General features: G+C 69.6%; 24 protein-coding genes and 7 pseudogenes. 18 read left to right on the plus strand and 13 right to left on the minus strand.

The features are described 5' to 3' along the window. Nucleotides 1–23 precede the first annotated feature (23 nt). From AB5J53_RS04075 to AB5J53_RS04090, 4 genes and pseudogenes are all read right to left on the minus strand, one after another. Nucleotides 24–975: pseudogene (locus tag AB5J53_RS04075) on the minus strand (ISL3 family transposase); the annotation flags it as partial. A gap of 157 nt (nt 976–1,132) precedes the next feature. Next, nucleotides 1,133–1,855: an SDR family oxidoreductase gene (locus AB5J53_RS04080; protein ID WP_369244283.1), complete on the minus strand. Its 723-nt coding sequence runs from the start codon at nt 1,853–1,855 to the stop codon at nt 1,133–1,135. A 225-nt stretch (nt 1,856–2,080) separates the two neighbouring features. Beyond that, on the minus strand, nt 2,081–2,239 hold the full coding sequence (locus AB5J53_RS04085) for a hypothetical protein (protein ID WP_369252941.1): 159 nt from the start codon (nt 2,237–2,239) through the stop codon (nt 2,081–2,083). Then, nucleotides 2,184–2,497 (minus strand): annotated as a pseudogene (locus tag AB5J53_RS04090) (hypothetical protein); the annotation flags it as partial. The pseudogene AB5J53_RS04090 and the gene AB5J53_RS04085, both read right to left, overlap by 56 nt. A gap of 7 nt (nt 2,498–2,504) precedes the next feature. Here AB5J53_RS04090 and AB5J53_RS04095 point away from each other — a divergent pair. Beyond that, a pseudogene (locus AB5J53_RS04095) lies at nt 2,505–2,769 on the plus strand (LexA family protein); the annotation flags it as partial. 209 nt (nt 2,770–2,978) lie between these two features. Here the strand turns inward: AB5J53_RS04095 and AB5J53_RS04100 are convergent. Then, nucleotides 2,979–3,877: pseudogene (locus AB5J53_RS04100) on the minus strand (MBL fold metallo-hydrolase). Nucleotides 3,878–4,499: 622 nt separating this feature from the next. On the opposite strand from AB5J53_RS04100, the gene AB5J53_RS04105 reads away from it, so the two are divergent. Beyond that, complete coding sequence (locus AB5J53_RS04105) at nt 4,500–5,609, plus strand: NAD(P)/FAD-dependent oxidoreductase (protein WP_369244284.1); 1,110 nt, start codon at nt 4,500–4,502, stop codon at nt 5,607–5,609. 98 nt (nt 5,610–5,707) lie between these two features. On the opposite strand, the pseudogene AB5J53_RS04110 reads toward AB5J53_RS04105, so the two are convergent. Continuing rightward, nucleotides 5,708–6,199: pseudogene (locus AB5J53_RS04110) on the minus strand (TetR/AcrR family transcriptional regulator); the annotation flags it as partial. 111 nt (nt 6,200–6,310) lie between these two features. Continuing rightward, complete coding sequence (locus AB5J53_RS04115; protein WP_369244285.1) at nt 6,311–6,937, minus strand: TetR/AcrR family transcriptional regulator; 627 nt, start codon at nt 6,935–6,937, stop codon at nt 6,311–6,313. 133 nt (nt 6,938–7,070) lie between these two features. On the opposite strand from AB5J53_RS04115, the gene AB5J53_RS04120 reads away from it, so the two are divergent. The 3 genes from AB5J53_RS04120 (at nt 7,071) to AB5J53_RS04130 (ending at nt 9,086) form a co-directional block, all read left to right on the plus strand. Further along, a complete protein-coding gene (locus tag AB5J53_RS04120; RefSeq protein WP_369244286.1) occupies nt 7,071–7,208 on the plus strand; it encodes a hypothetical protein in 138 nt (45 codons plus the stop codon). Between the two features lie 156 nt (nt 7,209–7,364). Beyond that, nucleotides 7,365–8,240 carry an NmrA family NAD(P)-binding protein gene (locus AB5J53_RS04125; RefSeq protein ID WP_369244287.1) on the plus strand — a complete coding sequence of 292 codons (876 nt, stop codon included), beginning with the start codon at nt 7,365–7,367 and terminating at the stop codon, nt 8,238–8,240. 15 nt (nt 8,241–8,255) lie between these two features. Continuing rightward, nucleotides 8,256–9,086, plus strand: coding sequence for an oxidoreductase (locus AB5J53_RS04130; protein ID WP_369244288.1), 831 nt, complete (start codon nt 8,256–8,258; stop codon nt 9,084–9,086). On the opposite strand, the gene AB5J53_RS04135 is transcribed toward AB5J53_RS04130, so the two are convergent. The 3 genes from AB5J53_RS04135 to AB5J53_RS04145 all read right to left on the minus strand — a co-directional run bounded on the left by AB5J53_RS04135 (nt 9,083) and on the right by AB5J53_RS04145 (nt 12,261). Continuing rightward, nucleotides 9,083–9,433 (minus strand): hypothetical protein, encoded by a 351-nt coding sequence (locus AB5J53_RS04135; RefSeq protein ID WP_369244289.1) that lies wholly within the window; start codon nt 9,431–9,433, stop codon nt 9,083–9,085. The two genes, AB5J53_RS04130 and AB5J53_RS04135, sit on opposite strands and share 4 nt — an antisense overlap. Before the next feature lie 765 nt (nt 9,434–10,198). Beyond that, the gene (gene gap / locus AB5J53_RS04140) at nt 10,199–11,197 is read right to left on the minus strand and encodes a type I glyceraldehyde-3-phosphate dehydrogenase (protein ID WP_369244290.1); all 999 of its coding nucleotides are present in this window, start codon (nt 11,195–11,197) and stop codon (nt 10,199–10,201) included. Nucleotides 11,198–11,304: 107 nt separating this feature from the next. Further along, the gene (locus tag AB5J53_RS04145) at nt 11,305–12,261 is read right to left on the minus strand and encodes a GlxA family transcriptional regulator (RefSeq protein WP_369244291.1); all 957 of its coding nucleotides are present in this window, start codon (nt 12,259–12,261) and stop codon (nt 11,305–11,307) included. 396 nt (nt 12,262–12,657) lie between these two features. Between AB5J53_RS04145 and AB5J53_RS04150 the strand changes: the two genes are divergently transcribed. The 5 genes and pseudogenes from AB5J53_RS04150 to AB5J53_RS04170 form a co-directional block, all read left to right on the plus strand. Continuing rightward, complete coding sequence (locus tag AB5J53_RS04150; protein WP_369244292.1) at nt 12,658–12,903, plus strand: hypothetical protein; 246 nt, start codon at nt 12,658–12,660, stop codon at nt 12,901–12,903. Nucleotides 12,904–12,977: 74 nt separating this feature from the next. Then, on the plus strand, nt 12,978–13,571 hold the full coding sequence (locus AB5J53_RS04155) for a TetR/AcrR family transcriptional regulator (RefSeq protein ID WP_369244293.1): 594 nt from the start codon (nt 12,978–12,980) through the stop codon (nt 13,569–13,571). 348 nt (nt 13,572–13,919) lie between these two features. After that, complete coding sequence (locus tag AB5J53_RS04160) at nt 13,920–14,813, plus strand: MFS transporter (protein WP_369252042.1); 894 nt, start codon at nt 13,920–13,922, stop codon at nt 14,811–14,813. Nucleotides 14,814–14,836: 23 nt separating this feature from the next. Further along, a complete protein-coding gene (locus AB5J53_RS04165) occupies nt 14,837–15,970 on the plus strand; it encodes an epoxide hydrolase family protein (protein ID WP_369244294.1) in 1,134 nt (377 codons plus the stop codon). A 64-nt stretch (nt 15,971–16,034) separates the two neighbouring features. Continuing rightward, nucleotides 16,035–16,124, plus strand: a pseudogene (locus AB5J53_RS04170) (protein phosphatase); the annotation flags it as partial. Nucleotides 16,125–16,275: 151 nt separating this feature from the next. On the opposite strand, the gene AB5J53_RS04175 reads toward AB5J53_RS04170, so the two are convergent. Beyond that, on the minus strand, nt 16,276–16,854 hold the full coding sequence (locus tag AB5J53_RS04175; protein WP_369244295.1) for a TetR/AcrR family transcriptional regulator: 579 nt from the start codon (nt 16,852–16,854) through the stop codon (nt 16,276–16,278). Nucleotides 16,855–16,942: 88 nt separating this feature from the next. Here AB5J53_RS04175 and AB5J53_RS04180 point away from each other — a divergent pair, with 88 nt between their 5' ends. From AB5J53_RS04180 to AB5J53_RS04205, 6 genes are all read left to right on the plus strand, one after another. Further along, nucleotides 16,943–17,824: an SDR family oxidoreductase gene (locus tag AB5J53_RS04180; RefSeq protein ID WP_369244296.1), complete on the plus strand. Its 882-nt coding sequence runs from the start codon at nt 16,943–16,945 to the stop codon at nt 17,822–17,824. 181 nt (nt 17,825–18,005) lie between these two features. Continuing rightward, nucleotides 18,006–18,314, plus strand: a complete 309-nt coding sequence (locus tag AB5J53_RS04185) for a hypothetical protein (RefSeq protein WP_369244297.1) — start codon at nt 18,006–18,008, stop codon at nt 18,312–18,314. Between the two features lie 187 nt (nt 18,315–18,501). Beyond that, entirely contained in the window at nt 18,502–19,104 is a 603-nt protein-coding gene (locus AB5J53_RS04190; protein WP_369244298.1) for a TetR/AcrR family transcriptional regulator, read from the plus strand. Between the two features lie 77 nt (nt 19,105–19,181). Next, a complete protein-coding gene (locus AB5J53_RS04195; protein ID WP_369244299.1) occupies nt 19,182–20,054 on the plus strand; it encodes a hypothetical protein in 873 nt (290 codons plus the stop codon). A 339-nt stretch (nt 20,055–20,393) separates the two neighbouring features. Continuing rightward, on the plus strand, nt 20,394–21,596 hold the full coding sequence (locus AB5J53_RS04200) for an IS110 family transposase (RefSeq protein ID WP_369244300.1): 1,203 nt from the start codon (nt 20,394–20,396) through the stop codon (nt 21,594–21,596). After that, complete coding sequence (locus tag AB5J53_RS04205) at nt 21,593–21,943, plus strand: Scr1 family TA system antitoxin-like transcriptional regulator (protein WP_369244301.1); 351 nt, start codon at nt 21,593–21,595, stop codon at nt 21,941–21,943. The genes AB5J53_RS04200 and AB5J53_RS04205 overlap by 4 nt, the downstream gene beginning before the upstream one ends. 197 nt (nt 21,944–22,140) lie before the next feature. Here the strand turns inward: AB5J53_RS04205 and AB5J53_RS04210 are convergent, their stop codons facing one another. Further along, a complete protein-coding gene (locus AB5J53_RS04210) occupies nt 22,141–22,797 on the minus strand; it encodes a hypothetical protein (RefSeq protein WP_369244302.1) in 657 nt (218 codons plus the stop codon). Between the two features lie 451 nt (nt 22,798–23,248). On the opposite strand from AB5J53_RS04210, the gene AB5J53_RS04215 reads away from it, so the two are divergent. Continuing rightward, nucleotides 23,249–23,785 carry a restriction endonuclease gene (locus tag AB5J53_RS04215; protein WP_369244303.1) on the plus strand — a complete coding sequence of 179 codons (537 nt, stop codon included), beginning with the start codon at nt 23,249–23,251 and terminating at the stop codon, nt 23,783–23,785. A gap of 233 nt (nt 23,786–24,018) precedes the next feature. Here the strand turns inward: AB5J53_RS04215 and AB5J53_RS04220 are convergent. Continuing rightward, nucleotides 24,019–24,561 (minus strand): annotated as a pseudogene (locus AB5J53_RS04220) (hydroxymethylbilane synthase); the annotation flags it as partial. On the opposite strand from AB5J53_RS04220, the gene AB5J53_RS04225 reads away from it, so the two are divergent. After that, nucleotides 24,529–24,954, plus strand: a complete 426-nt coding sequence (locus tag AB5J53_RS04225; protein ID WP_369244304.1) for a DUF6236 family protein — start codon at nt 24,529–24,531, stop codon at nt 24,952–24,954. The pseudogene AB5J53_RS04220 and the gene AB5J53_RS04225 overlap by 33 nt on opposite strands. The last annotated feature ends 40 nt before the right edge of the window (nt 24,955–24,994 follow it).

Here is a 24,994-nt window from a genome sequence, read left to right on the forward strand (position 1 = left end):
GCAAGACGCCGCGGAGTTCGCAGCTCCCGGTAGGCAGCGACGGTCCGCTGGTAGATGCCCCAGGTCGCTTCGACCTCGACGTGCTCCTCGACGGCGAACACCGCCTCCAGTCGGGTGCGCTGCTTGTCGGTGAGAAGGCCCGCGCCGGTGTGCAGGGTGCGGCGGGCGTTGTAGAGCGGGTCGCCGGCGCGACCACGATGCCCAGTGGTGTCTTGCTGAACGCGTTGCCGGCACCGGTCCAGCCCGTCGCCGGCGAGGCGGACGACATGGAACGGGTCCATCACCGGGACTGCGTCAGGGAGCTCTTCGGCGGCGGCGGTCTTGAACCCGGTGAACCCATCCATCGCGACCGCTTCGATCCCGGCGGACCAGGCCTTCGGGCGCCCGGCGAGCCACTGCTTGAACACTGCCTTCGAGCGCCCCTCGACGATGTCCAGCAGCCTCGCCGGCCCGGTCTTCTCACGAATGGGGGTGAGATCGATGATCACGGTGACGTACTTGTCGCCAAACCTGGTGTGCCTCCAGACATGCTCGTCAACCCGATCGTGGTGACACCGTCGAACCGGTGAGGGTCATCGATCAGACGTCGCTTGCCTTCGGCGAGGATCGCGCTGCTCGCGGTATGCCAGGACACCCCCAGCCCTGCGGCGACGCGACTTACGGTGAGGTGATCGACCACGATGCCCTGCAGTGCCCACTCCAGCCCGCCCCGGGAGATCTTCGCCCGCGGCGCAGCCACCTTCGAGGTGTCCTGCCGCCACGTCCTCTCGCACGCGTCGCACTGATAGCGGCGTACCGCACCAGCAGCGTCGTGGGGCGGTGCCTGAACGGCTCATGCGCCGGCCGCCGCGTGACTGTGTCGCGCACCACGCCCTCCGACCCGCACTTCCGGCACCGCGGATCCGGCTCGGCGACCCGGCACTCGATCACCGCCTGATCCGGCTCAAGGCGTTGCCCGACGGCTTCCAGACCGACTTATGTCTTCGGAGTGTTGTCGGGGGCGACGCGTGCTGATCCCCGCGGCAGGCCGATGGTATGCGGTACGCGCAGCGTTGCGGATTGACCCCGGAGCAGCGGCGATTGCGCGAGCGGATCCGGAACGCTGCTTCAAGCGGCTCACCTTGGGTCGTTGTCAGACGATGTCCGGAGGGTCCAGATAGTAGCCGCGGTCTGTGGAGAGCGTGCTCTTGACCAGCCGCGACTGCTCGTCCGCCAGCACCTCCTCCTTACCGTTCTCCAGGCCTTCAAGCGCGGTTGCCGCGACGTCGCGCGGCCGGCTTTTCTCTGCGTCGATGCCGCGTGCCAAATCGGTGTCTATGAAGCCCGCATGCAATCCGACCACCTGCACGCCCTCGCCCCTCAAGTCAAGACGCAGGGCGTTGGTAAAACTCCATGCGGCGGACTTCGTGGCCGAGTAAGAAGCAACAATCGGTCGAGAGAACCATGTGGCGTCAGACAGCACGTTGATTATCGCCCCACCGCCGTTTTGGGCGATGATCGGCCCGAAGACCTGACTGACACGCACCATGCCGTAGAAGTTCGTCTCAAACATCTCGCGCGAGGAATCAATGAACGCGGGGTCGAGAGTCCCCTCGTTTACAGTGCCGATTCCAGCATTATTGACCAGGAGAGTTACATCACCGCATCGGTCCGCGGCTTCCTGGATCACTGCGGCGTCGGTGACGTCCAACCTGACTGGTACGACGCCAGGCAAGTCGATACTGTCAGGGTTCCGAGCAGCGGCGTAAACCTTTACACCGCGGTTGCGCAGCTCCTCGGCAAAGGCCAGGCCCAAGCCGCGGTTGGAACCAGTGACCAGAGCAACTGAACCTTGAATTCTCATTGCCTGCCCCATCCGTATAGGCTCGGGCCATAACACCGCAGTGGGGGCCGCTCTGAAGGCAGCGGGACTGCAACCGCGAAGCACGGTCCACATCTACGGATTCACTCTCTCAGCATTTCCACAAGCGAGGGTGGCTGAGCCGTCACCGATGTCCCACATCCAAGATTGACGGCGAGGGAGGGCCACGTGCAGCGCCTGCGTTGAGGCCTGTGACAGGCGCGTCTCAGGCGAAGCTGGTCACGATGGCGGCAGGCCGAAGAGGGTGAAGAATCGCTGTGCCGCGGCTTGGTCGCCGGTCACTTCCAGGACGTCCGCGTCGATGGCCGATGCAACGGTCATGTCAATGAAGACCACGCTCCACAGCGTCCGGACATCGCCTCGGACGACGGCATCCATTTGCGCGTCCATCCCACCCTCCCGCCAGAAACGTCGCCAGCGTGACCACCACCGCAGACACTGCCACCATCACTGCCCCAGACCGCTCGCAGCGCCGACTCGAGCCGGTGCTTCCGAGCTCTGCAATGGTGGCCTCGAAGTCCTCGAGCGAGTCGAACGCCCGGTATACGGACGCGAACCGCATATCGGCGACGGGGTCGATTCCTGCAACGGGCCAAGTACGGCCCGCCCCACGTCATGGGTGGTCGGTTCAGCGCTTGACGCCTCCTCGGTCGCACAGCAACTGACGGCACTGGAGCGCAAGGGCTTCCTGCGCCGCGAACCGCACCGCCCGTGCGCATGCGAGTCCACGGATCCGCGAGTCCTCCTTGCAGCCCCACGGATATCGCGGACAAGCCGACAACGTCGTACGTCCCGCTCCCCCGCCAGCTGGCCGGTGACGGCGAGCTGTTCGTCCTGAAGGTCGTCGGCGACTCGATGATCGAGCCATCTGCGACGGCGAGCGGGTGACGGTCCGCCAGCCGGTTGCCGGTGAGCCCCAGCCGGCCCCCGCCCGTGTCAGGCATTCGACGGTGAGGTCGCGAGGCGGCGTCCTCGGCGAGTCGAGGTGAGCGTGAGGAACCGGGGCGACGACCGACACGATCTGGGGCCGCGTGTGACTGAGAGCCGTAGTTGGCCATTGCGAGCATCACAGTTGGCCACACCGCCTGACCCACGCAGATGCACCCGCGGAACGCCCTCAACGCCATGCCGCCCATTCCTTCACCGCGAACCGGTCGCCGACGCGTCGCACTTCGGCCGCGCCCGGCCCGGGAAATGCGCCGGGAACAGCACGGCGCCCCGGTCCGCGGCCTCCCCCAGCACCCGGCGCCGGCTGTCCCGTGCGCGGGGCTCGTCCTCGTCGAAGCTGGGACAGTCGTCCGGCTCCACGATCTGCAGTGGGCTGTGCAGCAGATCCCCGGCGAACGCCGCCCGGTCAGTACCCGACCGCAGCCATACGACGGAGGAGCCGGGCGTGTGGCCGGGGGCGGGCTCGATGCGGAGCTGGGCGTCGATGTCGTAGTGGTCGCCCTCCCACAGCACGGTCTGGCCGGCCTGGTGCACGGGGGCGATGCTGTCCTCGAAGACGTTGGCCATCCGGGGGCCGGAACGGGTCCGGTGTCCGTTGGCCGGATTCCAGTAGTCGAAGTCCGCCTGCGAGAGGACGTACTGGGCATTGGGGAAGGTCGGTCGCCACTCCCCGTCGCGCGTCAGGCGGGTGTTCCAGCCGACGTGGTCGCTGTGGATGTGGGTGCAGATCACCGTGTCCACGTCCTGCGGGCGGACGCCTGCTGCGGCCAGCTCTCCGAGGTAGTGGGTGTGCAGATGGTGGAAGGAGGGCATGGCCGGGCGCTCCCGGTCGTTGCCGATGCCGGTGTCGATCAGGATCGTTCGGCCCTCGCTGCGGATCAGCCAGGTCTGGATCATCATGTGGATCTCGTCGGCGGCCGGGTCCAGGAAGGTGGGGGCGAGCCAGTTCTGATGCGCCTGCCAGTGCTCGACGGGCACGTCGGGGAAGACGTAGTCGCGGGTGCGGCCTTTGGCGGGCAGCTCCACCACACGGGTGATCTCCACCTTTCCTAGCGCGATGGTGTCCATACCTCCAGCCTGCGCGCCGGATGACGCCGGCGCGATCGGTCGCATGGCTGCAGCTCGGGAGGAAGCGGGACGCGGCGCGATACGGCCGGTCCGCGACGCGTGACACCAGGTTCGAGCGGGACGGTGACCATGGTGGCGCGGGACAGCGGGAACTCGCGGCATGTCGCGCGAACAGCGACAGCGCCGCGTTCGGAATGCCAACGAGAAGCCACACCCGGCACCCCTGGGTGGCCCAACCCTACGAATGGCTCGACCATCCCGTCCCAGGAACGTGAGGCCAACTACGGCGCTCAGTCACACCGTTGTGACCGTTCGCTGTTGTTGGCGATTGACGCGGGGTGGCTGCGCTGCTCGCGCGGTTTCTGTTCAGGAGGGTTGGCGGGTTTTGTTCGCGACAGCCGGCAGGGGAAGGGGCTTCTTTGGTCACGGAAAGTGCTTGGCAGGATTGCCTCCCTTGGCTGGCTTTAACGGTCGTTTGTGGCCCCACTTTTCCGGCTGGTCTGTCGGGGAAGGAGATCGGGATCCGCACCATGGATGTACTCGGCGAGGAGTGTTCGCTTGCATGCAAGGCGCGGGAGTTCGCCGGTGATCTGGGGAGGAGGCGTTCGTGAGGATTGGGTCCGTGAAGCGGGCTGAACGTGTCGCTGTCATCGGAGTGGGCATCCTCGGAGCCAGCGTGGGCTGGAACCTGTCCCGGCACGGTGTCGAGGTGGTCTTCGTCGACGCAGGCCAGCCGGGCGAAGGCGTCACCAACTGGTCCTTCTCGTGGGTCAACGCCAGCAACAAGACCGCGCGCAAGTCCTACTTCGACCTGAACGTCGCGGGCATGGCAGCGCACCGTGAGCTCGCCAGGACCATCGGGCCGGACTCATGGTGGTATCCCAGCGGCCACCTGCGCTGGGCAGACGATCCCGCAGCGAAGGCGAAGCTCCTGGAAACAGCCGAACTGCTGGCCAGCTGGGGCTACCGGGTCGAGGTGTGCACGGGGGCCGAGGTGCGTCGCCGCCTCGAACCTGCTCTCACGGTGCCCGGCGAGGCTCCAGTCGTGTTCTACCCCGACGAAGCCTGGGTGCACGGACGTCATCTCGTCGGCCGCCTGGTCGGCCAGGCCGTTGCATCCGGTGCCGAGCTCCGGTCCGGCACCGCGGTCTGTGACATCGGCACCGGTGCCGACGGGAGCATCCGGACCGTTGCTCTGTCCGATGGGAGCCGTCTCGACGTCAACATCGTCGTGAACGCAGCAGGCCCCAGCGCCTCCCACGTCGCCGGGCTCATCGCACGGCACTTGCCGATGCGCCGGGAACCCGGCGTCGTCACCCGGATCGGCTGTGCTCAGGTCCCGGTTCACCGGGCCATGCACGCGCCTCACATCGAGATCCGTCCTGACGGAGACGCTTCGGTGGTCCTCCACAGCCGCGAGATCGACGCACTCATCGATACAGGCGAAGATCCAGCGGAACTCGCACGGCTGCTCCACGAATCGGCACGGCATGTCGTTCCCGAGCTCGGCAACTCCCGCATCGCACAGACACGAGTAGCCGATCGGCCCATCCCAGCCGACGGATTTCCTTCGGTGGGAGCGGTGCCCTCTGTGCCGGGCTACTACGAGGCCGTTTCCCACAGCGGCATCACGCTCGGGCCGGTAATCGGCCGGCTGCTTGCTTCGGAGATCCTCAGCGGGAAGAGAGATGAGATGCTTGCGGACTTCCGCCCGGAGCGGTTCCCCACGTGACATCGTGGTGGTAAGAGAAGCGCCCGAACCGACAACCCGCCCTGCCATGAGTCGCGGCGGATCTCGCAGTACGCCTCCAGCGTCCGCAGGTACAACTTGCTCTTGTCGCCGAAGGCGGCGTAGAGGCTGCCGCGGCCTAGCCCGCCGGCCTTGGCGATGTCCTCAACGCTGGTACCGGCGTATCCAGTAGGGCGGAACTGTCGCTCGAGGGCCTGTACTACGTCGCCCTTGTCGAATCCCGGTGGGCGCCCCATGGCGGCCAGTAGGGCAATGCCGGGTGGGGTTATCGAAGGACGAGCTGTTCTTGCGGGCATGATGAACCCGACCGGCTCGGCTGCATGGTGACCGGCTTCGTCGTCGAAGGGGTCGACCACCACCCGCAGGCCGGTGCACACGTCAGGCAGGCCCTCATGAGAATTGAAGGTTCGCTGACCGGGTGCGTTCAGGCTGCGCAGCGGCATGGTGACCTCGATCCCGAGGCGGACGCCCCTGGAATCAGCCAACTGCTCATGGCAATCAACCGCGCATGGAAGTACTGGCCAGGGCCGGGCTCGACAGGGTCGCGCTGGAGCGCGTTGCCGGTCAAGCATTCGAAGGGCTCCCGCTTACGGCACAGGTCCCGTCCCACCAGGCGCCCCGCCCAGTCGTCTCAGACACTTCCTGAGCGCTGCTTGCTTGAGGGTCCGTACTCCGCAGTGCGGTCAGCGTTCTGCGGCGAATGACTCGATGTAGGCCAGGGCTCCGTACAGCGCGTCACGCAGGGGTGTGGATTCGCCGGCCGCCTGGTCCAGCAGTGCTCCGCCCTGGAACGCGGCGGCGAGCAGGTGGGCGAGCGCGGCCGGGTCGGCCTCGGGCCGCAGTTCGCCGCGCTCGCGCATCTTGCTCAGGCCGCGCCTGAACAGTTCCTGCCACCGCTCGAAGCCGTGGGCCACCGCGTCTCGGTGGGAGGGCTCGGTCTTGACGACCTCGGCGGCCAGGGAGCCGAACGTGCAGCCGCCGCGCAGCATGTCCTGCGAGGCGATGTAGGAGTCGGCCCACCGATACAGGGCGGTGAAGCTGTCCAGCTCGCCCAGCTCGGGTGCCTGGTGGCGGGCGACGATGCTGTCGGCCTGCCAGGCGAGCACCGCGCGCACCAGGGACTCCTTGGTGGGGAAGTGGCGCGTCAGCTGCGAGCCGCTGACTCCGGCGGCCTCACGGATCTGCTCGTTGTTGGTGTTCTGCGCGCCGTGTTCGTAGATCAGCTCGGCGGCCGCCCTGACGATGCGTTCGCGTGTGGCCAGGCCCTTGGCGGTCAGCTTCTGAGTCGACGCTTCGCTGGTGGTGGTCATGGTGACCATCATACCGCAAAAAAGGGCTTGACAACCCATTCTGTGGGGTGTCTCCTGGAGGCAGGTCAAAAAAGGGCTGTCAAGCCCATTCCTCTGAGGAGGTGGACGGGATGTCCACACAGGCGGCAGCGCCGTGGGCGTGGCCCTGCTCGTCGCCCTCACCCCCCAGACCACGACTACCGGGTTCGACCGCGCCTGGTCCGTCCAGGCAGGCGCCAGAATCGCCGCGGCCACCGCGCTGCTCGCCCTCCGGCCCCGCCACACACCCTGACCACAAGGCCGCGGCCACTCGGGGCGGGCCCGCAAGTAACCACGGCCTCCTGCTGGACAGGCCTCGCACCGCCTCACTCATCTTCTGCGACACCCGCTCGAAGGACTGAGGCTGGTGTTCCCGCCAGCTCCCTCTCAAGAAACGGAGATCACCATCATGGAACGCAACTTCCTCGTGATCGGGGCCACCGGCAAAACCGGCGGCCACACCACCGAACTCCTGCTCCAGCGCGGACACCGCGTCCGCGCACTCGTCCGCGGCCTCGACGGGCGCGCCGAGCGGCTCGCCGCCCTCGGAGCGGACGTCGTGGAAGGCGACGTCCTCGACCTGGACTCCCTGGCCCAGGCGACCAAGGGGATCGACGCCCTGTACTTCACCTATCCGATCCGCCCCGGCCTGATGGACGCCACTGCGAACGTGGCCCAGGCGGCGGAGGAGAACGGGGTGCAGGCGATCGTGAACATGTCGCAGGTCTCCGCCCGCCGCAACACCGCCAGCAACGCGGCACGCCAGCACTGGGTCGCCGAACGCGTCCTGGACCACGCTCCGGTCCCCGTCACCCACATCCGCCCGACCTTCTTCGCCCAGTGGCTGATCGACACTTGGGCCGACGGAACCGGCGAACTGCGCCTGCCGTTCGCCGACGGACGCCACGCCCCCATCGCGGAAAGCGACCAGGCGAAGGTGATCGCGGCCATCCTGGAAGACCCCGCCCCGCACGCCGGCCAGATCTACCCGCTGTACGGAGCCGAGGAGCTCAACCACTACGAGATCGCCGAGAAGATGTCGCGGGCGCTGGACCGTGAAGTCACCTACGTGCCCATCGAACTCGATGAATTCGCCGCCATCCTGCACGGGCGCGGTGCGCCGGACCACCTGATCCAGCACCTGCTCGCCGTGGCCGTCGACTACCGCAACGGCGTCTTCGCCGGCACCAACGACCTGGTGAAGACGATCGGCGGCAGCGACCCCCTCGACGTCGAGGGCTTCGTCGCCCAGAACCGCGCGGCCTTCGACCTGCACACTGCCTGAACACTGGAGAAGACAATGAGCGTTTGGTTCATCACAGGATCGTCCCGGGGCTTCGGCCTGGAGATCACCCGTGCCGCCCTCGCCGCCGGCCACCAGGTGGTCGCGACCGCGCGGAAGGCCGAAACCGTCCGCGAGCAGTTTCCCGACGCCGGCGACACGCTGCTCACCGTGCCGCTGGACGTGACCGACCACCAGAGCATCCAGGCGGCCGTCGACGCAGCGGTCGAACGGTTCGGCCGGATCGACGTCCTGGTCAACAACGCCGGCACCGGCCTGCTCGCCGCCATCGAAGAGTCCGACGACGCCGCAGTACGCGCGGTGTACGAGACCAATGTGTTCGGCCCGCTCGCCGTCCAACGCGCCGTACTGCCAGTACTGCGCCGCCAGCGCTCCGGCCACGTGATCAACATCAGCTCCATCGTGGGCTTCGCCACCGCGCCGGGCTGGGGCATCTACGCCTCCACGAAGTTCGCCGTCGAAGGCTTCACCGAGACCCTCCACACCGAACTGGCCCCCCTCGGCATCCACGTGACGCTCGTGGAACCGGGCTTCTTCCGCACCGACTTCCTCGACCCCGCCAGCCTGCACACCGGCCCCGACACGATCGACGACTACGCGCCCACCGTCGGCGCGATGCGTGCAACCGCCGCGAGCCTGAACCACGCCCAGCCCGGCGACCCGGCCAAGGCCGCGCGCGCCATTGTCGAGATGGCCTCCGCCCCCGAGCCGCCCCTGCGCCTCCCGCTCGGAGCCGACACCCTGCAAGCCTTCGACGCCAAGCTGAACACCTTCCGCAAGGAGATGGACGCCTGGCGGCACGTCGCCCTCTCCACCGATCACGACTAGGACAACACCGCCGAATCCGCCTTCTTCGGCACCACGGTCCGAAGCCCCTCAGGAGTTGCGGCCGCGCTTCGATCACCCATGACCGTAAGGACGTTCCCGTGACCGCACAGCAGCCGTCCGCCGTAGCACGCCATTACCGGCAAGGCGACCTGCGCCGGAAGATCGACGAAGCGCTCGACCGCCTCTACCCGGGGCATAGCACGCTCACCACCGACGACCTCCCTGGCGTAGACGAGTTCCACACCGGCGGCCATGCGGCGACGCGAGAGCTGGCCGAACACCTGGAGCTGAGAGCGGGGCTGCGTGTCCTTGACGTGGGAAGCGGCCTGGGCGGTCCGGCCCGCCATCTGGCTGGGCCGGCTGTCCCACCAACGAGCGCCCGCGCCGCAGGTAGTGACAGGGCGACGAGCAGTCCGTTGTTGTGATCCATGATGTATTGCCGATCGGCGTGCGGGGACGCCTGCCGCGTCTTCCCCCGGCGCGCGGTACTTGGACTGGTCGCTCGATGACCCGGCCGGCCTGGTGATCAACGCCGTCCGGCCGATCCGCGACGCCATCGAGGCGTGGGTGCGCGGTCTGCTCGCCGGGATGGGCGCCCGGCCTCCGGTTGGCCGCTGCGCGGGGCGCGGTCACGTGCCGAAGGGCGGGACCTGCTGCACGGCGAGGTCGTCGCGCAGCCGCAGAAAGCGGACAGGATGACGGTACCGGCCCTCGTCGACGGCCGTGTCGGCCTGGAACTGCGCCACCAGGTCCGGGCGGACCGGGTGGTACTCCAGTTCGCCGCGGGTGCCCCAGCTGGCGCTGCACCGGCGCCCGTGCCAGGGATGGTCGGGGTCGGCCGGATGCAGTCGCTGTGCGAGGTTGCAAAGTTGGGCGGTGGGCAGGGGGTGGTGCGGGCGAGCAGCTGCAGGTTGCCGACGGCGTCGTGGCGGGCCTGCAGCAGGGTGGCCGGAGAGGCGAGCGTCGGCCGTGGCGCTCGCGCACCCTCCGGAGGCCGGGCGGACCCGCTTCTGTGACTGAGCGCTCTGGTTGCCTGACTGGTCAACCAGAGCGCCCGAAGGAAGTGCCGGCCGGCGCGGTCGCCGGAGGCGGGGTACCACCCCGGCGTGCGGTCAGCGGGTGGCGAGGAACTCGAGAGTGTCGATCACGCGGTTCGAGAAGCCCCACTCGTTGTCGTACCACGCGGCCACCTTGACGTGGCGGCCGTCGACGCGGGTGAGGGCAGAGTCAAAGATCGACGAGGCCGGGTTGCCGACGATGTCGGACGACACGAGCGGGTCGTCCGAGTACTCGAGGATGCCGGCGAGCGGCCCTTCCGCTGCGGCGCGGTACGCCGCCAGCACGTCGCCGCGCGTCACGTCGCGGGCGACGGTCGTGTTGAGTTCGACGATCGAGCCCACCGGCACCGGTACGCGGATCGAGTCGCCGGACAGCTTGCCGTCGAGGTTCGGCAGCACGAGGCCGATCGCCTTGGCGGCGCCGGTCGTGGTCGGCACGATGTTGACGCCGGCGGCCCGGGCGCGACGGGCGTCGCGGTGCGGACCGTCCTGCAGGTTCTGCTCCTGCGTGTAGGCGTGCACCGTCGTCATGAACCCGTGCTCGATACCGGCGAGTTCGTCGAGGACCGCGGCCAGCGGCGCGAGCGCGTTGGTGGTGCAGGAGGCGTTCGAGACGATCGTGTGCACGGCCGGGTCGTAGGCGTCGGTGTTGACCCCGAACGCGAGCGTGACGTCGGCGCCGTCCGACGGCGCGCTGACGAGTACCTTCTTCGCGCCCGCGTCGAGGTGGGCGCGGGCGGCCTTGGCCGAGGTGAAGCGGCCGGTGGCTTCCAGGACGATGTCGACGCCGAGTTCGGCCCACGGCAGCTGCACCGGTTCGCGCTCGGCCAGCACCGTGATCCGACGGCCGTCGACGACGAGGGCGTCCCCGTCCACGGTCACTGGGCGCCCGAGCCGGCCGGCCGTGCTGTCGTAGGCGAGCAGCCGGGCGAGAGTGGCGGGCTCCGTCAGATCGTTGACGGCGACGATCTCGAGGGCGCTGTCGCGCTCCAGCAGTGCGCGCAGCACATTGCGTCCGATGCGGCCGAATCCGTTGATGGCGATGCGAGTCATGAGTGATGTCCCTTCCCTTCGCCACCAGGCTCGCCCGCGGCTCCCGCCGCTGACAGTGGCGGGATCGCCACGGTTCGAAAGGATCCCGCCACGCGGTGCCCGGCGTGTTACTCGCCCCGGGTGAAGGTGCGCCGGTACTCGCTCGGTGTGGTGCCGAGGATGCGCTGGAAGTGCAGGCGCAGGTTCGCGCCGGTGCCGAGCCCGACGTCGGCGGCGATCTGTTCGACGCTGCGCTGCGAGCGCTCGAGCAGTTCGCGGGCCAGGTCGATGCGGGCGCGCATCACCCACTGCATCGGCGTGTAGCCGGTCTCCTCGACGAAGCGCCGGGAGAACGTGCGCGGCGAGACCCCCGCCTGCCGCGCCAGTATGTCGAGCGTGAGGGGCTCGCCGAGCCGGTGCAGCGCCCACTCGCGGGTGGCGGCGAACCGCTCGCCGAGCGGCTCGGGGACGCTGCGCGGCACGTACTGGGCCTGGCCGCCGCTGCGGTAGGGGGCCGCAACCAGACGCCGGGCCGCGTGGTTGGACGCGGCCACTCCGAGGTCGCCGCGCAGGATGTGCAGGCACAGGTCGATGCCGGAGGCGGCGCCGGCCGAGGTGAGCACGCTGCCCTCGTCGACGAACAGCACGTTCTCGTCGACCTGGACGAGCGGATGCCTGGCCACGAGTGCCCGCGTGTAGTGCCAGTGCGTCGTGGCGCGCCTGCCGTCGAGCAGGCCCGTGGCGGCGAGCGCGAAGGCGCCCGTCGAGATGGCGGCGAGCCGCGCGCCCCGGTCGTGGGCGGCGATCAGTGCGTCGACGACGGCCTGCGGCGGGTCGTCGCGGTCCGGGAACCGGTAGCCGGGGACGAAGACGATGTCGGCCCACGCAAGGGCGTCGAGGCCGTGGGCGACGTGGTACGCGAGGCCATCGCCGCCGGTCACGAGACCGGGTGTCGCCCCGCACACCCGCACCTTGTACGGCATGCTCGCGCGGGTCGTGAAAACCTGCGCGGGAATTCCGACATCGAGCGGCTTCGCACCCTCGAGCACAAGGACGGCGACGCGATGCTGGCGGAAGGCTGGCACAGGAAGAGGTTACGTGGCGCGTGACTTCGATACGCCCACTGCACGGACCGGACAGACGACACACCGCCCGGGCTGTCTTCCACGTTGCGGTCCACCGCCCGTCCCACCCTTCGTCCGCCTCCAGCCGATCTGAGACCAACCCCGCGCTCAAGAGGACCTCCTCCCTCCCCCCACGCTCCCGTTCCCGGTATGGCCGGTCGAAAAGCTCGGTGCCCCAGGCCTCCAGGACATCGAAAACGATCAGGTAAGCGGGGCGGCCGCCGAACGCGTGGAGGGCTGTGGTGTCTGCGGGGCGCTGGCCCGGCAGCGGGCCGAGTCCACGGCCGCAGGGAACCCGTCGCGGGCGACGGACTGCAGGGCCGAGATCCGCAACCACCCGCACAAGGGCGGCGCGTCGTGAGCGGCGTAAGGCGGGAGTGGCGCGACGCGGGAAGCGCGTCAGGCCACATGCAGATGGTCGCCGACAGCGGCACGTTCAACCGCGTGCAGACCGCGTACCACGCCTTCATCGAGCACCCCACCACGTGCGACGGCTGCGGGCACGGAGAGCGGCGGTGCGCGGAGACGGACCAGTTGTGGAGGGCGTACCGCGCCGCGCGCACCAGGTCGCGTCTGAAGGCGGAGCTGTCCGCCGCAGCGTAGGCCGTTCCTGCCCTGACCGGGCGCCGGGACCCCGCATATGTACATCCGTTCTTATGCTGTGTACGTTTGTACGCATGAAGCGCGACGAGCCACAGCCCACGGCCGATACCCGACGGGCCCGGCGCAACGATCCCGGGCGCAAGGCACGCATCCTCGACGCCGCCCTGGACGTCATCGCGGAGCACGGGGTGGCCGGGACGACGCACCGGAGCATCGCGGCGCGGGCCGATGTGCCGCTGGGGTCGGTCACGTATCACTTCGCCGGGCTGAGCGAACTGCTGGCACAGGCGTTCGCGCGACATGTCGAGGCGCAGTCGGCGGTGTTCGAGGCGCTGTTCGCGGGGGTCGCGACGCGGGAGGAGTTCGTGGAGGTCCTGACGGACCTGGTCCACGGGGGTCCCGCCCGGCACCGGAGCGCGGTGCTCGGTTTCGAACTCCACCTGGCGGCGCTGCGGGACCCGGAGCTGCGGGCCCTGACGCAGAAGTGGACGCGGGACAGCCGCAGCGTGCTGGCCCGGTTCACCGGCCCGGAGGTCGCCGCCCGGCTGGACGCCACACTGGAGGGCATGATCATGCACGCCCTGCTCACGACCGCGCCGGAGCCACGGGCGACGACCCGGGAGGCGATCCTCGCGACGCTCGGCCCGGCGCGCCGGCCCGTGGCATGACCCACTCCCCCGTCGCCGCCCCCGGGACCCCGGCGACGCGCGCGGACCGCCCCGGGTCGCAGGTGACCGCCGCGACGCGGGCGACGTACGCGGCATTCGCCGGGCTGGGACTGGCCGGCTCGTCGTGGTCCTCCCGGCTCCCCCAGGTCCGCGCCCACCTGCACCTGAGCCCGGCGGCGCTGGGCCTGCTGCTGCTCACCATCGCGGTCGGCGGCGTCCTCGTGCTGCCATTGTCGGGGCCGGTCGTCGCCCGGTTCGGACCGCGCCGGGCCGTCACCGTCGTGGCGCTGCTCGTCGGCACCGGGCTGGGCGTCATCGCGCTCGGCTACGCCTGCTGCCCCGCCGCTGCTGGTCGCCGGGCTGTTCCTGCTCGGCTCGGCGACGGGCTTCTGGGACGTCCCGATGACCGTGAACGTCGCCGCTGTCGAACGGCGGCTCGGCCGGGCGCTCATGTCGCGGTTCCTCGCCGCATTCAGCCTCGGCACGCTCGCCGGCACGGCGGTCGGTGTGCTGATGGTCGCCCTGGGGGTGCCGGTCGCCGTCCATCTGGCCGTGGTCGCGGCCGTCATCGCCGGCGCGGTCCCCGCCGTGGCCCGGCACCATCTCCCCGAGCACCCCAGGGCCCGAACCGGCACGCTTCCGAAGGGGGCCCGTCCGGGCGCGTGGCGGGAGCCGCGCACCGTGCTGATCGGGCTCGTCGCGCTGGCCTTCGCGGTCGCCGAGGGGGCGGGCGGCAACTGGGTCAGCGTCGGCGTCATCGACCGCCACCACACCACCGCCACAGTCGGCACGCTGGCGTACGCCGCGTTCCTCGCCGCGCTCACCGCCGGCCGCTGGCTCGGCCCGGTGGTCCTGGACCGGGCCGGTCCGGTCACCGTCGTGCGGACGGCGGCCGGCATCACCGCCACCGGTGTTGTGCTCTTCGCGCTCGGGCCGTCCTTGGGCGCGGCGCTCGCGGGGAGTCTGCTGTGGGGCGCGGGCGCGGCGCTCGGTTTCCCGGTCAGCATGAGCGCCGGGGCCCATGACACCGCCCGCGCGGCCGGCCGGGTCGGCGTCATCACGTCGATCGGCTACTGCGGCTTCCTCGGCGGTCCGCCGCTCATCGGGTTCGCCGGCGGCCGGACCACCGTGGGGCACGCCCTGTTGCTCGTCGTCCCGGCCCTCATGGCCCTGGCCGCCCTCCTCGCCGACGCCACACGCCGCACCAGCTCCACGCCGCCGGCGCACACCGCTCACGCCTGAAGGCACCAGCAAGGAGAACTCCCGTGACCCACCAACCGCCCCTTATCGCCGTTCCTCCGGCCGAACTCGACGACCTGCGGTCCCGGCTGCTCGCCACCCGCTGGCCGGCTCCCTGGCCCGGCGGCGGATGGCAGGCCGGCACCGACGCCGGTGAACTGCGGCGGCTGGTCGACTACTGGGCCGACGGCTACGACTGGCGGGTCCACGAGGCCGCCGTCAACGCGCTGCCGTCCCGTTTCGCGGACATCGACGGCACGCCCGTGCACTACCTGCGTTTCGACGGCGAACGCCCCGGCGCGCTACCGATCGTGCTGACCAACGGGTGGCCCAGCACCTTCCTCGAACTGACCGCCCTCGCCCGGCGGCTGGCCATGCCGTCCCGGTACGGGGGTGACGCCGCCGACGCGCTCACCGTCATCGTCCCGTCGCTGCCCGGCTTCACCTTCTCCCCGCAGCGGCCCTCGCTCACGGAGCCGCCGCAGACCCACGAGATCTGGCACCAGCTCATGCGGGACGAACTCGGCTTCGACCGCTACGCCGCGCACGGCGGCGACCTGGGGGCCGGGATCACCTCCCGCCTCGCGGAGGCCCATCCCGACGCCGTGGTGGGCATCCATCTGATGGCGGTCGCGAGCCCGGTCCGTTATGACGCCGCTTCCGTCACCCCCGAGGAGCAGGCGTACCTCGACTCGGTCGCCGCCTGGTCCGCCGCGGAGGGCGGGTACCAGCACCAGCAGAGCACCCGGCCGCTGACCCTGGCCTACGGGCTGACCGACTCGCCGGCCGGGCTGCTGGCCTGGATGGTGGAGAAGTACCGCGCGTGGAGCGACTGCGCGGGCCGGCTCCCGTCCCGGTTCAGCGACGACTTCCTCCTCACCCAGGCCTCGCTGTACTGGTTCACCGGGACCATCTCCACCTCGTTCCGGCCCTACTACGAGTACGCCCAGGGCCTGACGCGCCGGGTGGAACGGGTGACCGTGCCCACCGCCGTCGCCCTGTTCCCCGCCGACCTCACCCAGCCGCCCCGCAGCTGGGCCGAGCGCGTCTACAACGTCACCCGGTATACCCGCATGCCGCGCGGCGGGCACTTCGCCGCCCACGAGGAACCCGCGCTCCTGGCCCGGGACATCACCGAGTTCCTCCGCGCCCACCGGTGAACGGCCGCCCCCGGACCACACCGGCCGACGAATGCCAAGCTGAGGGGGCTGCAGCGCAGGTCAGGGACAGCTTCTGCACATCGGCTGGGTCGGTAACAGCCGCGCCTACTGGGTGCCGGTCGACCGAAAGATGCCCCCGGCCCGGCTCACCGAGGGGCTGAACCGGCAGGCGGAGCGGCTACAAGCAGTCTTCCGTCCCGACCCACGCCCACGTCAGCCACCTGCGCACGGCGTCGACCTCGGTGATCGACGGGCACAGCCACGGCGCCGACAGAGCCCGGCCTGCGACAGCCAAGCGGCATCGATCAGCCCAGCGACGCAGTTGCCGCACGCAGGTCTTCCAAGGCTGCCAGTGCATGTGGCGCGAGCCCTTCCGCGTCATCACGATCGCTTTCGGACCACTGGGCGTAGCCCTGCTTGAACGCGAGGACTCCCAGCTCGCCCGCGAGATGCGCAGTCGGGTCGGGGACACCGCGGGCGATGAGCGCGGCTGTCATGGCGGCTGCGAGACCGACGCTCTTGAGGGCGTCGCGCTCTTGAAGTTCGGTGCTGGCTGCCACGGCTGCTTTGAGGCGGGGGCCGAGTTCGCGGTTCGTTGGCCCCATGGCGCTCGATGCGCGCTCGAGACCGGCCGCCACCGCCTGGAGCGGGCTGGCGCTCGCAGGTGCCTCGGTGATGCCGTCCGCGAGCAGCCTGCTGAGCGTCTCCTGGCCGGCGACCAGTAGCTCGCGCTTGTCGGAGAAGTGTCGGAAAAAGGTGCTCTTGGTGACGCCGGCGCGCTCGGCGATCTGCGTCACCGTGGTGGCGTCGTACCCCTGCTCCGTGAACAGGTCCACGGCCGCAACGACGAGTCGCTGGGTCGCCCCTGGTTGCCATCTAGCCATGAGACAAGAGTAGGTGATGGGACACCTGTCCCGTCACCGTGTAAGGTCAGTGATGGGACAACAGTCCCATCACTTTCAGGGAGAGCTCATGCACGTCTTCATCACCGGCGGTACCGGCACCATCGGCTCCGCCGTCGTCGCCGAACTGCTCGGCAACGGCCACACCGTTCTCGCACTGGCTCGCTCGGACGGCTCCGCGCAGGCCCTCGAGAGCGCTGGTGCCAAGGTGCTGCCAGGAGATCTGGCGGACCTCGACGTCCTGCGGTCCGGCGCAGCGCAGTCCGACGGCGTGATCAGTCTGGCGTTCGGACGCGACTACAGCAGTCCGGATGCGCTCGCGCAGGCCATCGCCGAGGAGAGCGTCGCTCTCGCCGCGCTGGGACAGGAACTCATGGGAAGCGACCGCCCGATCGTCACGGTCTCGGGTACGCCCTGGGTGCCGGGGCGCGCCTCCACCGAGGCCGATCCGCTGCCGACCGACGGACCGGTGGGCGGTCGGGGCCGTTCGGTCAATGCGCTGCTGGATCTGGCCTCGCGCGGTGTGCGCAGCACGGCTGTCCGCATGCCGCGCACGGTCCACAATGAGGGCGAGGGCGGATTCGCCGGCCTGTTGACCGATCAAGCGCGCCGCACCGGGGTGGCCGGCTACCCGGGCGACGGCACCCAGCGCTGGCCGGCCGTGCACGCGCTCGATGCAGCGGTCCTGTTCCGTCTGGCTCTTGAGTCGGCACCGGCCGGGACGTCCTGGCACGCCGTCGGCGACGAGGGCGACGCGGTGCGGGACATCGCGACAGTCATCGGCCGGAGACTGGGCCTGCCGGTCGAGGGGGTTCCGCAGGAAAACTTCGGCCCGTTCGGCCCGATCTTCGCCATGGACCAGCCGGCGTCCAGCGCCCACACCCGCGATGCCCTCGGGTGGCAGCCGACGCACTCCGGCCTCCTCGAGGACCTGGAAAACATTCAGCCCTGACGCACGCCCGTTCGTGAGGGGGACCGTCCGGGTCGGCTCATTGGGCTGCTGACCGTGCCCATCAATTCCTCGTGCTCGCAGCGTCCCTCAGTCCGTCCCGAGCCTGGTCGACCTCATTCCTGAGCGCGCCGCGGTCGGCCACGAGGACAACCCGGTCCCGGAGCTGCCAGTCACCCTCGACATGCCAGGCAAGGTGGCCGACTTCCTCCACGCGGCCGAGCCGGACGACACCGAGCAGACCGCGCTCGACCACGGCGTGACCGTACGGCGCGGCCAGGGCCACACCCCGCGCGTCAGCACCACAACCGCGGTCCACCGCCAACTCCTCGCCCGTTGCCAGCCCCTCGACGGCTCCCCGGCCATCCCGGCACAGCGCAAAGATGTGCCCCTGCCCCACTCCACCGGCATCCTGCTGCAGCGTCGCTGCGGCTGCACCTGCCACGCGTACAGCACGCGCGTCATGACGCGCAGCACAGGAAGCGGCCGTTGACCCGCGCCATGTGGGCATCGAAAACGGCGCAGATGGCTGTACCTGACGCAGACGGTACGGATCGTTGTCCCAGGCATGCTGATCTCGTCCTCGACGCAGCGGACGGAGTCGGGTCTATTGACGGTGGCCGATGGCCAGTTCGAGAATGACACGTCATTCCGCGTTCCGCTGACGTGAGGGGAACTCCATGCCCGAAGGTGCGGTCGACAAGCGGGACGCGATCCTGCGCGCCGCGGGAAAGGTATTCGCCGAACGCGGCTACCACGCGACCGGTATCTCCGACATCGCGCGGGAGCTCGGCGCCGGACACGGCACGTTCTACCGTTACTTCAAGAACAAGGAGGACATCGCGCGGAGCGTGGTGTCGCAGGCGCTCGGCCGGATAACGGACGCGCTGTCCGACGAAGACCCCGGCTCCTCGGAGACCCTGTCGCAGTACCGAGAGCAGGTCAGGCGGATCGGCCACAAGTTGTTCGAGCTCGTCGTGGCGGAACCGGAGTTGGGCCGCATTCTGTTCTACGACGCGATAGCCATCGACCGCGCCGAACCCGACCTCGCGGGCCAGGCCATGGAGGCGGCAGCCGCGTACACCGCCGCGTTCATCCGCAACGGCCAGGACCGTGGCTTTCTGCGTCGCGATCTGGACGCCCATGTGGTCGGGCTCGCGGTGAACGGGATGATCGTGACCGGAGCCGTACGCCTGCTGCACGTGCAGGACCCGGCCGGCATGCGTCAGCCGTGGATCCACACGGTGGAAACCCTCATGTTCGACGGCCTCGGCTCCTCCTGAGCCGCAGGCCCGCAAGGACCGTTCATTTTTTCTGCCTTCGAAGCGGAATGACGTGTCATTCCGGAAAGGAGAGCACGATGGTCCAGGTCGACGTCTTCTGGTCGTACGGCATCGGCGCAAGCTTCGCGACCGCCGCCGCGTACCGGCTCGCCAGCAGGCCCGGTTCACCCCGCCGCCGCGTCCTTCGGTGGTCGGACCCATACCTGATGGGCACCGTCCTGTACTGCTCGGTGCTGTTCGCGCCCAGCGGCGTATGGCTGCTCTGGGGCTTCCCAGACTGGGAGACGATGCAGGTGGCGCGTGGGCACGAAGCGCTGCCCGCCTGGCTGGTCGCCCTGTTCGCCGCAACCAACGTGAGCCAGGGCCTGCTCGGATACTGGGTAGCTGCGCGGCTGATCGCGGCCGGCCGCGCGTACGCGGCTTTCCTCCAGGCCGGAGTGGGCTACCTCGGGATGTTCTTCATCCTGGTCCACGGCTGGGACGGGCGCGGGTACCAGCGGTTCTTCTCGGCCGACCGGAAGACCTTCGCGGCCTGGCCGGAGCACCCGGGCTTCGGACAGGTCCTGTCGCGCGTCGGTGACTGGCTGTCTTCGCCGGTCGCGCTGACGCTGTACGGGATGGGAGCTGTCCTCGTACCCGTGATGCTGGCAGCGATGGTCTCCTGGCTCCGGGCGGGCGAGCGTGAGCCGGGCAGCGGTGCGGCACCCGGGCACGTCCGCATCGTGCTCGCGGTGCTGGGTGCCGTCTTCGCAGTGGCGCTCGGCAGCGCCGTAGCCTCAAGTGTTCTGATCCATCTGCTGGACTGGTGGCTCGGCGTGCCCGCCGCGGCGGCCCTCATCGCCCTGGCCGTCGTCCGGCGTGGGACGGGTGCGGCCCACCGCGCCTTCGGGCTGCTGGCCCTGCCCGACGTGCACAGCGGCCGCCCGCGGCACGTGCCGTCGGCCGGCTGACGGCGTTGGGCCGGAAATCACCCCGGCCAGCTCCTAGACGGCACCGAGCCCGGGGGGCAGCGCAGCGCGCTGCCCCCGTTATCTTCTTCGCGGTCCTGCAAGAGGGCCGCTGGCCTCCGGGCCCGGCATGACTGTTCCCCCCTGTCGAACGGATGACCTGGGGGGTGGTGTCACCGGGCCCGAGAGGCGCCGTTGGAGACGCTGATGAGAGGTCTGACCACCGCCTGGCCTGGCGCAATGCCCGGCATCCCGCGGGCGGCAGGTCTGCATAACGTGGATGCGCGCATACGACGCCAACGCCCTGGCCAGCACCACACGAACCCCGCTCGGGAGGATGGGTTGTACGACATCGACGACGTGGGCGTCTTCCTCGGCCTGGACGTCGGCAAGAGCGTCCACCACGGGCACGGCCTCACCCCGGCCGGCAAGAAGGTCTTCGACAAACAGCTGCCCAACAGCGAGCCGAAGCTTCGGGCCGTCTTCGACAAGTTGGCCGCGAAGTTCGGCACCGTGCTGGTGATCGTGGACCAGCCCGCCTCGATCGGCGCCCTGCCCCTGACGGTCGCCCGGGACGCCGGCTGCAAGGTCGCCTACCTGCCCGGACTCACGATGCGGCGGATCGCCGATCTGTATCCCGGCGAGGCGAAGACCGACGCGAAGGACGCCGCGGTGATCGCGGACGCAGCCCGGACCTTGCCGCACACCCTGCGCTCGCTGGAGCTGACCGACGAGATCACCGCCGAACTGACCGTGCTGGTGGGCTTCGACCAGGACCTGGCGGCCGAGGCCACCCGCACCTCCAACCGGATACGCGGCCTGCTCACCCAGTTCCACCCCAGCCTGGAGCGCGTTCTCGGGCCGCGCCTGGACCATCAGGCCGTGACCTGGCTTCTGGAACGCTACGGATCCCCGCAAGCTCTGCGCATAGCCGGACGCCGCAAGCTGGTTGAGGTGATCCGGCCCAAGGCCCCGCGCATGGCCCAGCGGTTGATCGACGAGGTCTTCGACGCGCTCGACGAACAAACTGTCGTGGTCCCGGGAACCGGCACTCTCGACGTCGTGATCCCGTCCCTGGCCCGCTCGCTCGCGGCCGTTCACGAACAGCGACGAGCCCTGGAAGCGCAGATCGGGCAGTTGCTGGAGGCTCACCCTCTTTCCGCAGTCCTGACCTCGATGCCGGGGGTCGCGGTCAGGACTGCCGCCACCTTGCTGGCCACCGTCGGCGACGGCACCAGCTTCCCTACCGCCGCCCACCTGGCCTCCTACGCCGGCCTCGCCCCGACTACGAAGTCTTCGGGAACCTCGATCCACGGCGAACACGCGCCCAGAGGCGGCAACCGGCAGCTCAAGCGAGCGATGTTCCTGTCCGCGTTCGCCGCCCTGCACGATCCCGCCTCCCGCACCTACTACGACAAGTGCCGGACCCGCGGAAAGACCCACACGCAGGCTCTTCTCCGCCTGGCCCGCCACCGCATCAGCGTGCTGTTCGCGATGCTCCGCGACGGCACCTTCTACGAAGCCAGAACCCCGCGGCTCGCTTGACGAAAGACATAGAGGCACCCCCCGGGCACCCGCGCCGTTACCGGATCGGCGACACCGGCACGATGGCCGCCCAACTCGGCCATCTGCTTTCCGAGATGGCGCTGTCGCCCATCTCCCTGGGCGTGATCCCCTTCACGGTCGAGCGCACCGTCTGGCCGATGGCGACCTTCACCGTCTTCGACGACCAAAGCGTGCACGCGGACTCGCTCGACGCTGCCGCGACGCTCACCCAGCCGGGACAGGTTGGTCTCTACCTCCGCGCCTTCCGGGGGCTGTCACAGGCTGCGGTGTACGGCGCCGGCGCACGCGGACTCATCACCCAAGCCCTCACCGCCCTCGACAGATGAAGATCCGCGAAGGCGCGAGACGGAGAAGCGAGACGGTTGCAACGTCAAGCGCGTGTGTGAACTGCTGCTGACGGCCTGCGCCAGTGGGCACAGGAATCGCTGGAAGATCTTGCACAACGGCTCGCCGAGCCCTACCAGGAACCCTTCGGCCAGTGACAATCCTCGAGGCCTCGCTCGCTCCCTGTCACGCTACCGAGTCAGGAGCGCGGGACGGCCTCGCTGATGTCCTGGTGCATATGGTCCATGAGTTCGCCCATCTCGCGGACGTCGGAGTTCGGGGTGTCGGCGTTCCGCGCCGCACGGCGCAGCCAGTCGGCGGTCGTCAGGGCTAGTGTGGTGGCCTCTTCTTCGCGGTTGTCGCCGAGGAGTTCCTCGATCCGGAAGGCGAGACCGCCCAGGGTTTCATCGTTGGTCTCCGGCGTCAGGTAGCCGCGCAGGCCGGTGGGGTACGGGTCCTGAGCTCTGGCGTGCCGCACAGCGGCAAGTACCGCGGGGTCGTCGCTGTACCGGTCGAGATGGCCCAGGAGGACGTAGATCCGCGCGATCAGCCGTGGCCGCCCGGGGTGGCGGTCCAGCCAGGCCATCAGCTCCCGCTGGCCACCGAGGTGGTCGATGAGCGGGGTCAGCGCCTCCACCGACTTGGTGGGGAGATCCCAGTGGTGGGGAAGGAGCTGGGCCACTTCGTCGGCGAGCCTCGCCTCGTCCTCGGGGCTGAGCGTACCGGCGGTGAACCCGCTGACCTTCAAGCTGTCCAGGGCGAACCCGTCCGGCCCTGCCTGGTGGGTGGGGCGTGAGGAGCCGTGCCGCCGGCGCAGCAGTTCACCGACGCTCTTGAGGAGCGGCTTGTCGTGCACGAAACCTCCTGATGAATGCTCTCAAGGGCCCCTCGTCCGCGACGGGGAACTCGGACGACACCGCGGTCCGGACGGCGATGCCGATCGGTGCTCTCCGACGACGGCACCACTACCCTGCCGCCCGGTCGCGGTATCCGCGCGCCCGGTGGCCCGGATGAGTGGGGAGCGCTTGGCGTCAGAGGAGCTGGGTGTGTCCGGTCGGCGGGCCGACGATGGTCAGGGAGCGCGCGGCGGTGGGCACAGCCGCGGGCACCGTGGGCAGGCGGTGGAGGTGGGGCTGGCTGCGCTACGGCGTGCTGGCGGGTATCCGGGTGGTCTCGCCCGTCCGGCGGCTGGGTCGCCGAGCGCCAGGAGGCACGAGGGCCGACGCGGGCGTGCTCAGTGGTGGGATTGCCACCGCTGAACACCAACCAGGACGGGAAAGAGGCCGGCACGGTAGAGATCGGCCGCCGTGGTGGCCACACCAAGGTCGTGGGGCCAACGTCACCGACGTCACGCAGGCCCTGGCCCCGGTCGACGGGGAGCCCAGCTGGCCGCGGGCTTGCGGTTCGCCCTGTCGCAGCTGGACGCGCTGCACCACACGCAGTTCGAGCAGGCGATCCGGGAACTGATGCGACGTGACGGATGCCCGGATGCTGCCCGGGTCGGAGGTGGCGGCGACCTCGGCGCGGACGTGAAGGCCACCGATCCGTTCGGGCGGCGCTGGGTGATCCAGTGCAAGCACCGCGGCAACGGGGATCGTGGCTCGGCCGTGGGAACCCCGGATCTGCAGGTGCTCAGCGGCACCGCACGCCAGGTGCACGGGGCGGACGTGGCGGTGATCGTGACCAACGGCCGTGTCACCGCGCCGGCTGTGGCCTTCGCCAAGCAGCAGCGACTGCATGTGGTGGATCGTCGTGTGCTCGGCACCTGGGCCGCAGGCAACCGCCCGCTGTGGGAGCTTCTGCGAGCCCTCCCCCCTCCCCGGAAGCCATCCGCTCTGTCCTGAGGGCTGTCGCCTACGGACGCCGGCACAGAAGAAGGTGCCCGTCGGTGACGGGCCCCCTTTTCGTGCCTGCGCGGACGGCTGGCGGGGCCGGGTCCTGGACCTCACCGACCAGCGAGAGTGACGGTGGCCGTACCCGGGCGTGTTCGCGTGCTGCAAGCCGCTGCTTCACCTGGTCGCCCACCACGGCGAAGGTCCTCTTCCCGTGGGGCAGGGTCGCGACGGGTTGGGTCGTGTCAGTGTGCGATGGAGTCGATCAGGGTGCGTGCGCCCTGGCGGAGCAGTGCGACGGCGACCGAGGTGCCCAGGGTGGCCGGGTCGAGGGGGCCCGCCCATTCGTGGGCGTTGAGGACGGTCTTGCCGTCAGGGGTGAACACGCATGCGCGCAGGGGCAGTTCACCGTGGCGTTCGGCCTTGGCGTATCCGGCAATCGGTGAGTTGCAGTGGCCTTGGAGGACGTGAAGGAACATGCGCTCGGCGGTGGCTTCGCGATAGGTGTCGGGGTGGCCGAGGCCGCTGACCGTGTCGATCAGGTCAGTGTCGTTCTCGCGGCACTGAAGGGCGAGGATCCCGGCGCCGGTCGGCGGCATCATCACCTCGGTCGGCAGGATCTCGGTGATCACATCGGTGCGGTCGATGCGCTGGAGGCCGGAGACGGCCAGGAGGAGGGCATCGGCGTCACCCGCGGCGAGTTTGTCCAGGCGGCGGTTGGCATTGCCGCGCATCGGTGCACAGTTCAGGTGCGGGTGGGAGGCGGCGAGCTGGGCGATATCACGGACCGGGAGGTTCTGCTCGACCACTTGAGGATACGTTTCTACACGCGGATCCGGCCTGCTCTGCAAGATCTCCACCGCGCAATGCGTGGTCAGCGAATGCTGACGTTCTGGGGGGCGATCAACGTACAGGCCGCCGCACCACCGGTGATGACGAGCGCCCTGGCCGTACTGGCGATGCAACCGTCCGTCGCGCAGTCTGCGGCGATCGGCCTCGGCGGATTCGCCATCGGCGCCTGTGCCACGGCATTGAGTCACCGGCAACTGCGAGAGCAAGCACTGGGCACTTCTCCAATGGCGTACCTGCACCAGCTCCAAGCAGGGCTCTCTCCTCTAAGCCTCACCGAGCGGGTCCGGGCCGCTGCAGAACGACTGTCTCGGCCACGGCTCCCCAGGTGAGTCGACGGAGTGGCTGCTCGGCTCTCGCGGCCCGTTCCCG

The sequence above is a fragment of the Streptomyces sp. R41 genome (genome assembly GCF_041053055.1).
In the GTDB taxonomy this organism is placed as follows: domain Bacteria; phylum Actinomycetota; class Actinomycetes; order Streptomycetales; family Streptomycetaceae; genus Streptomyces.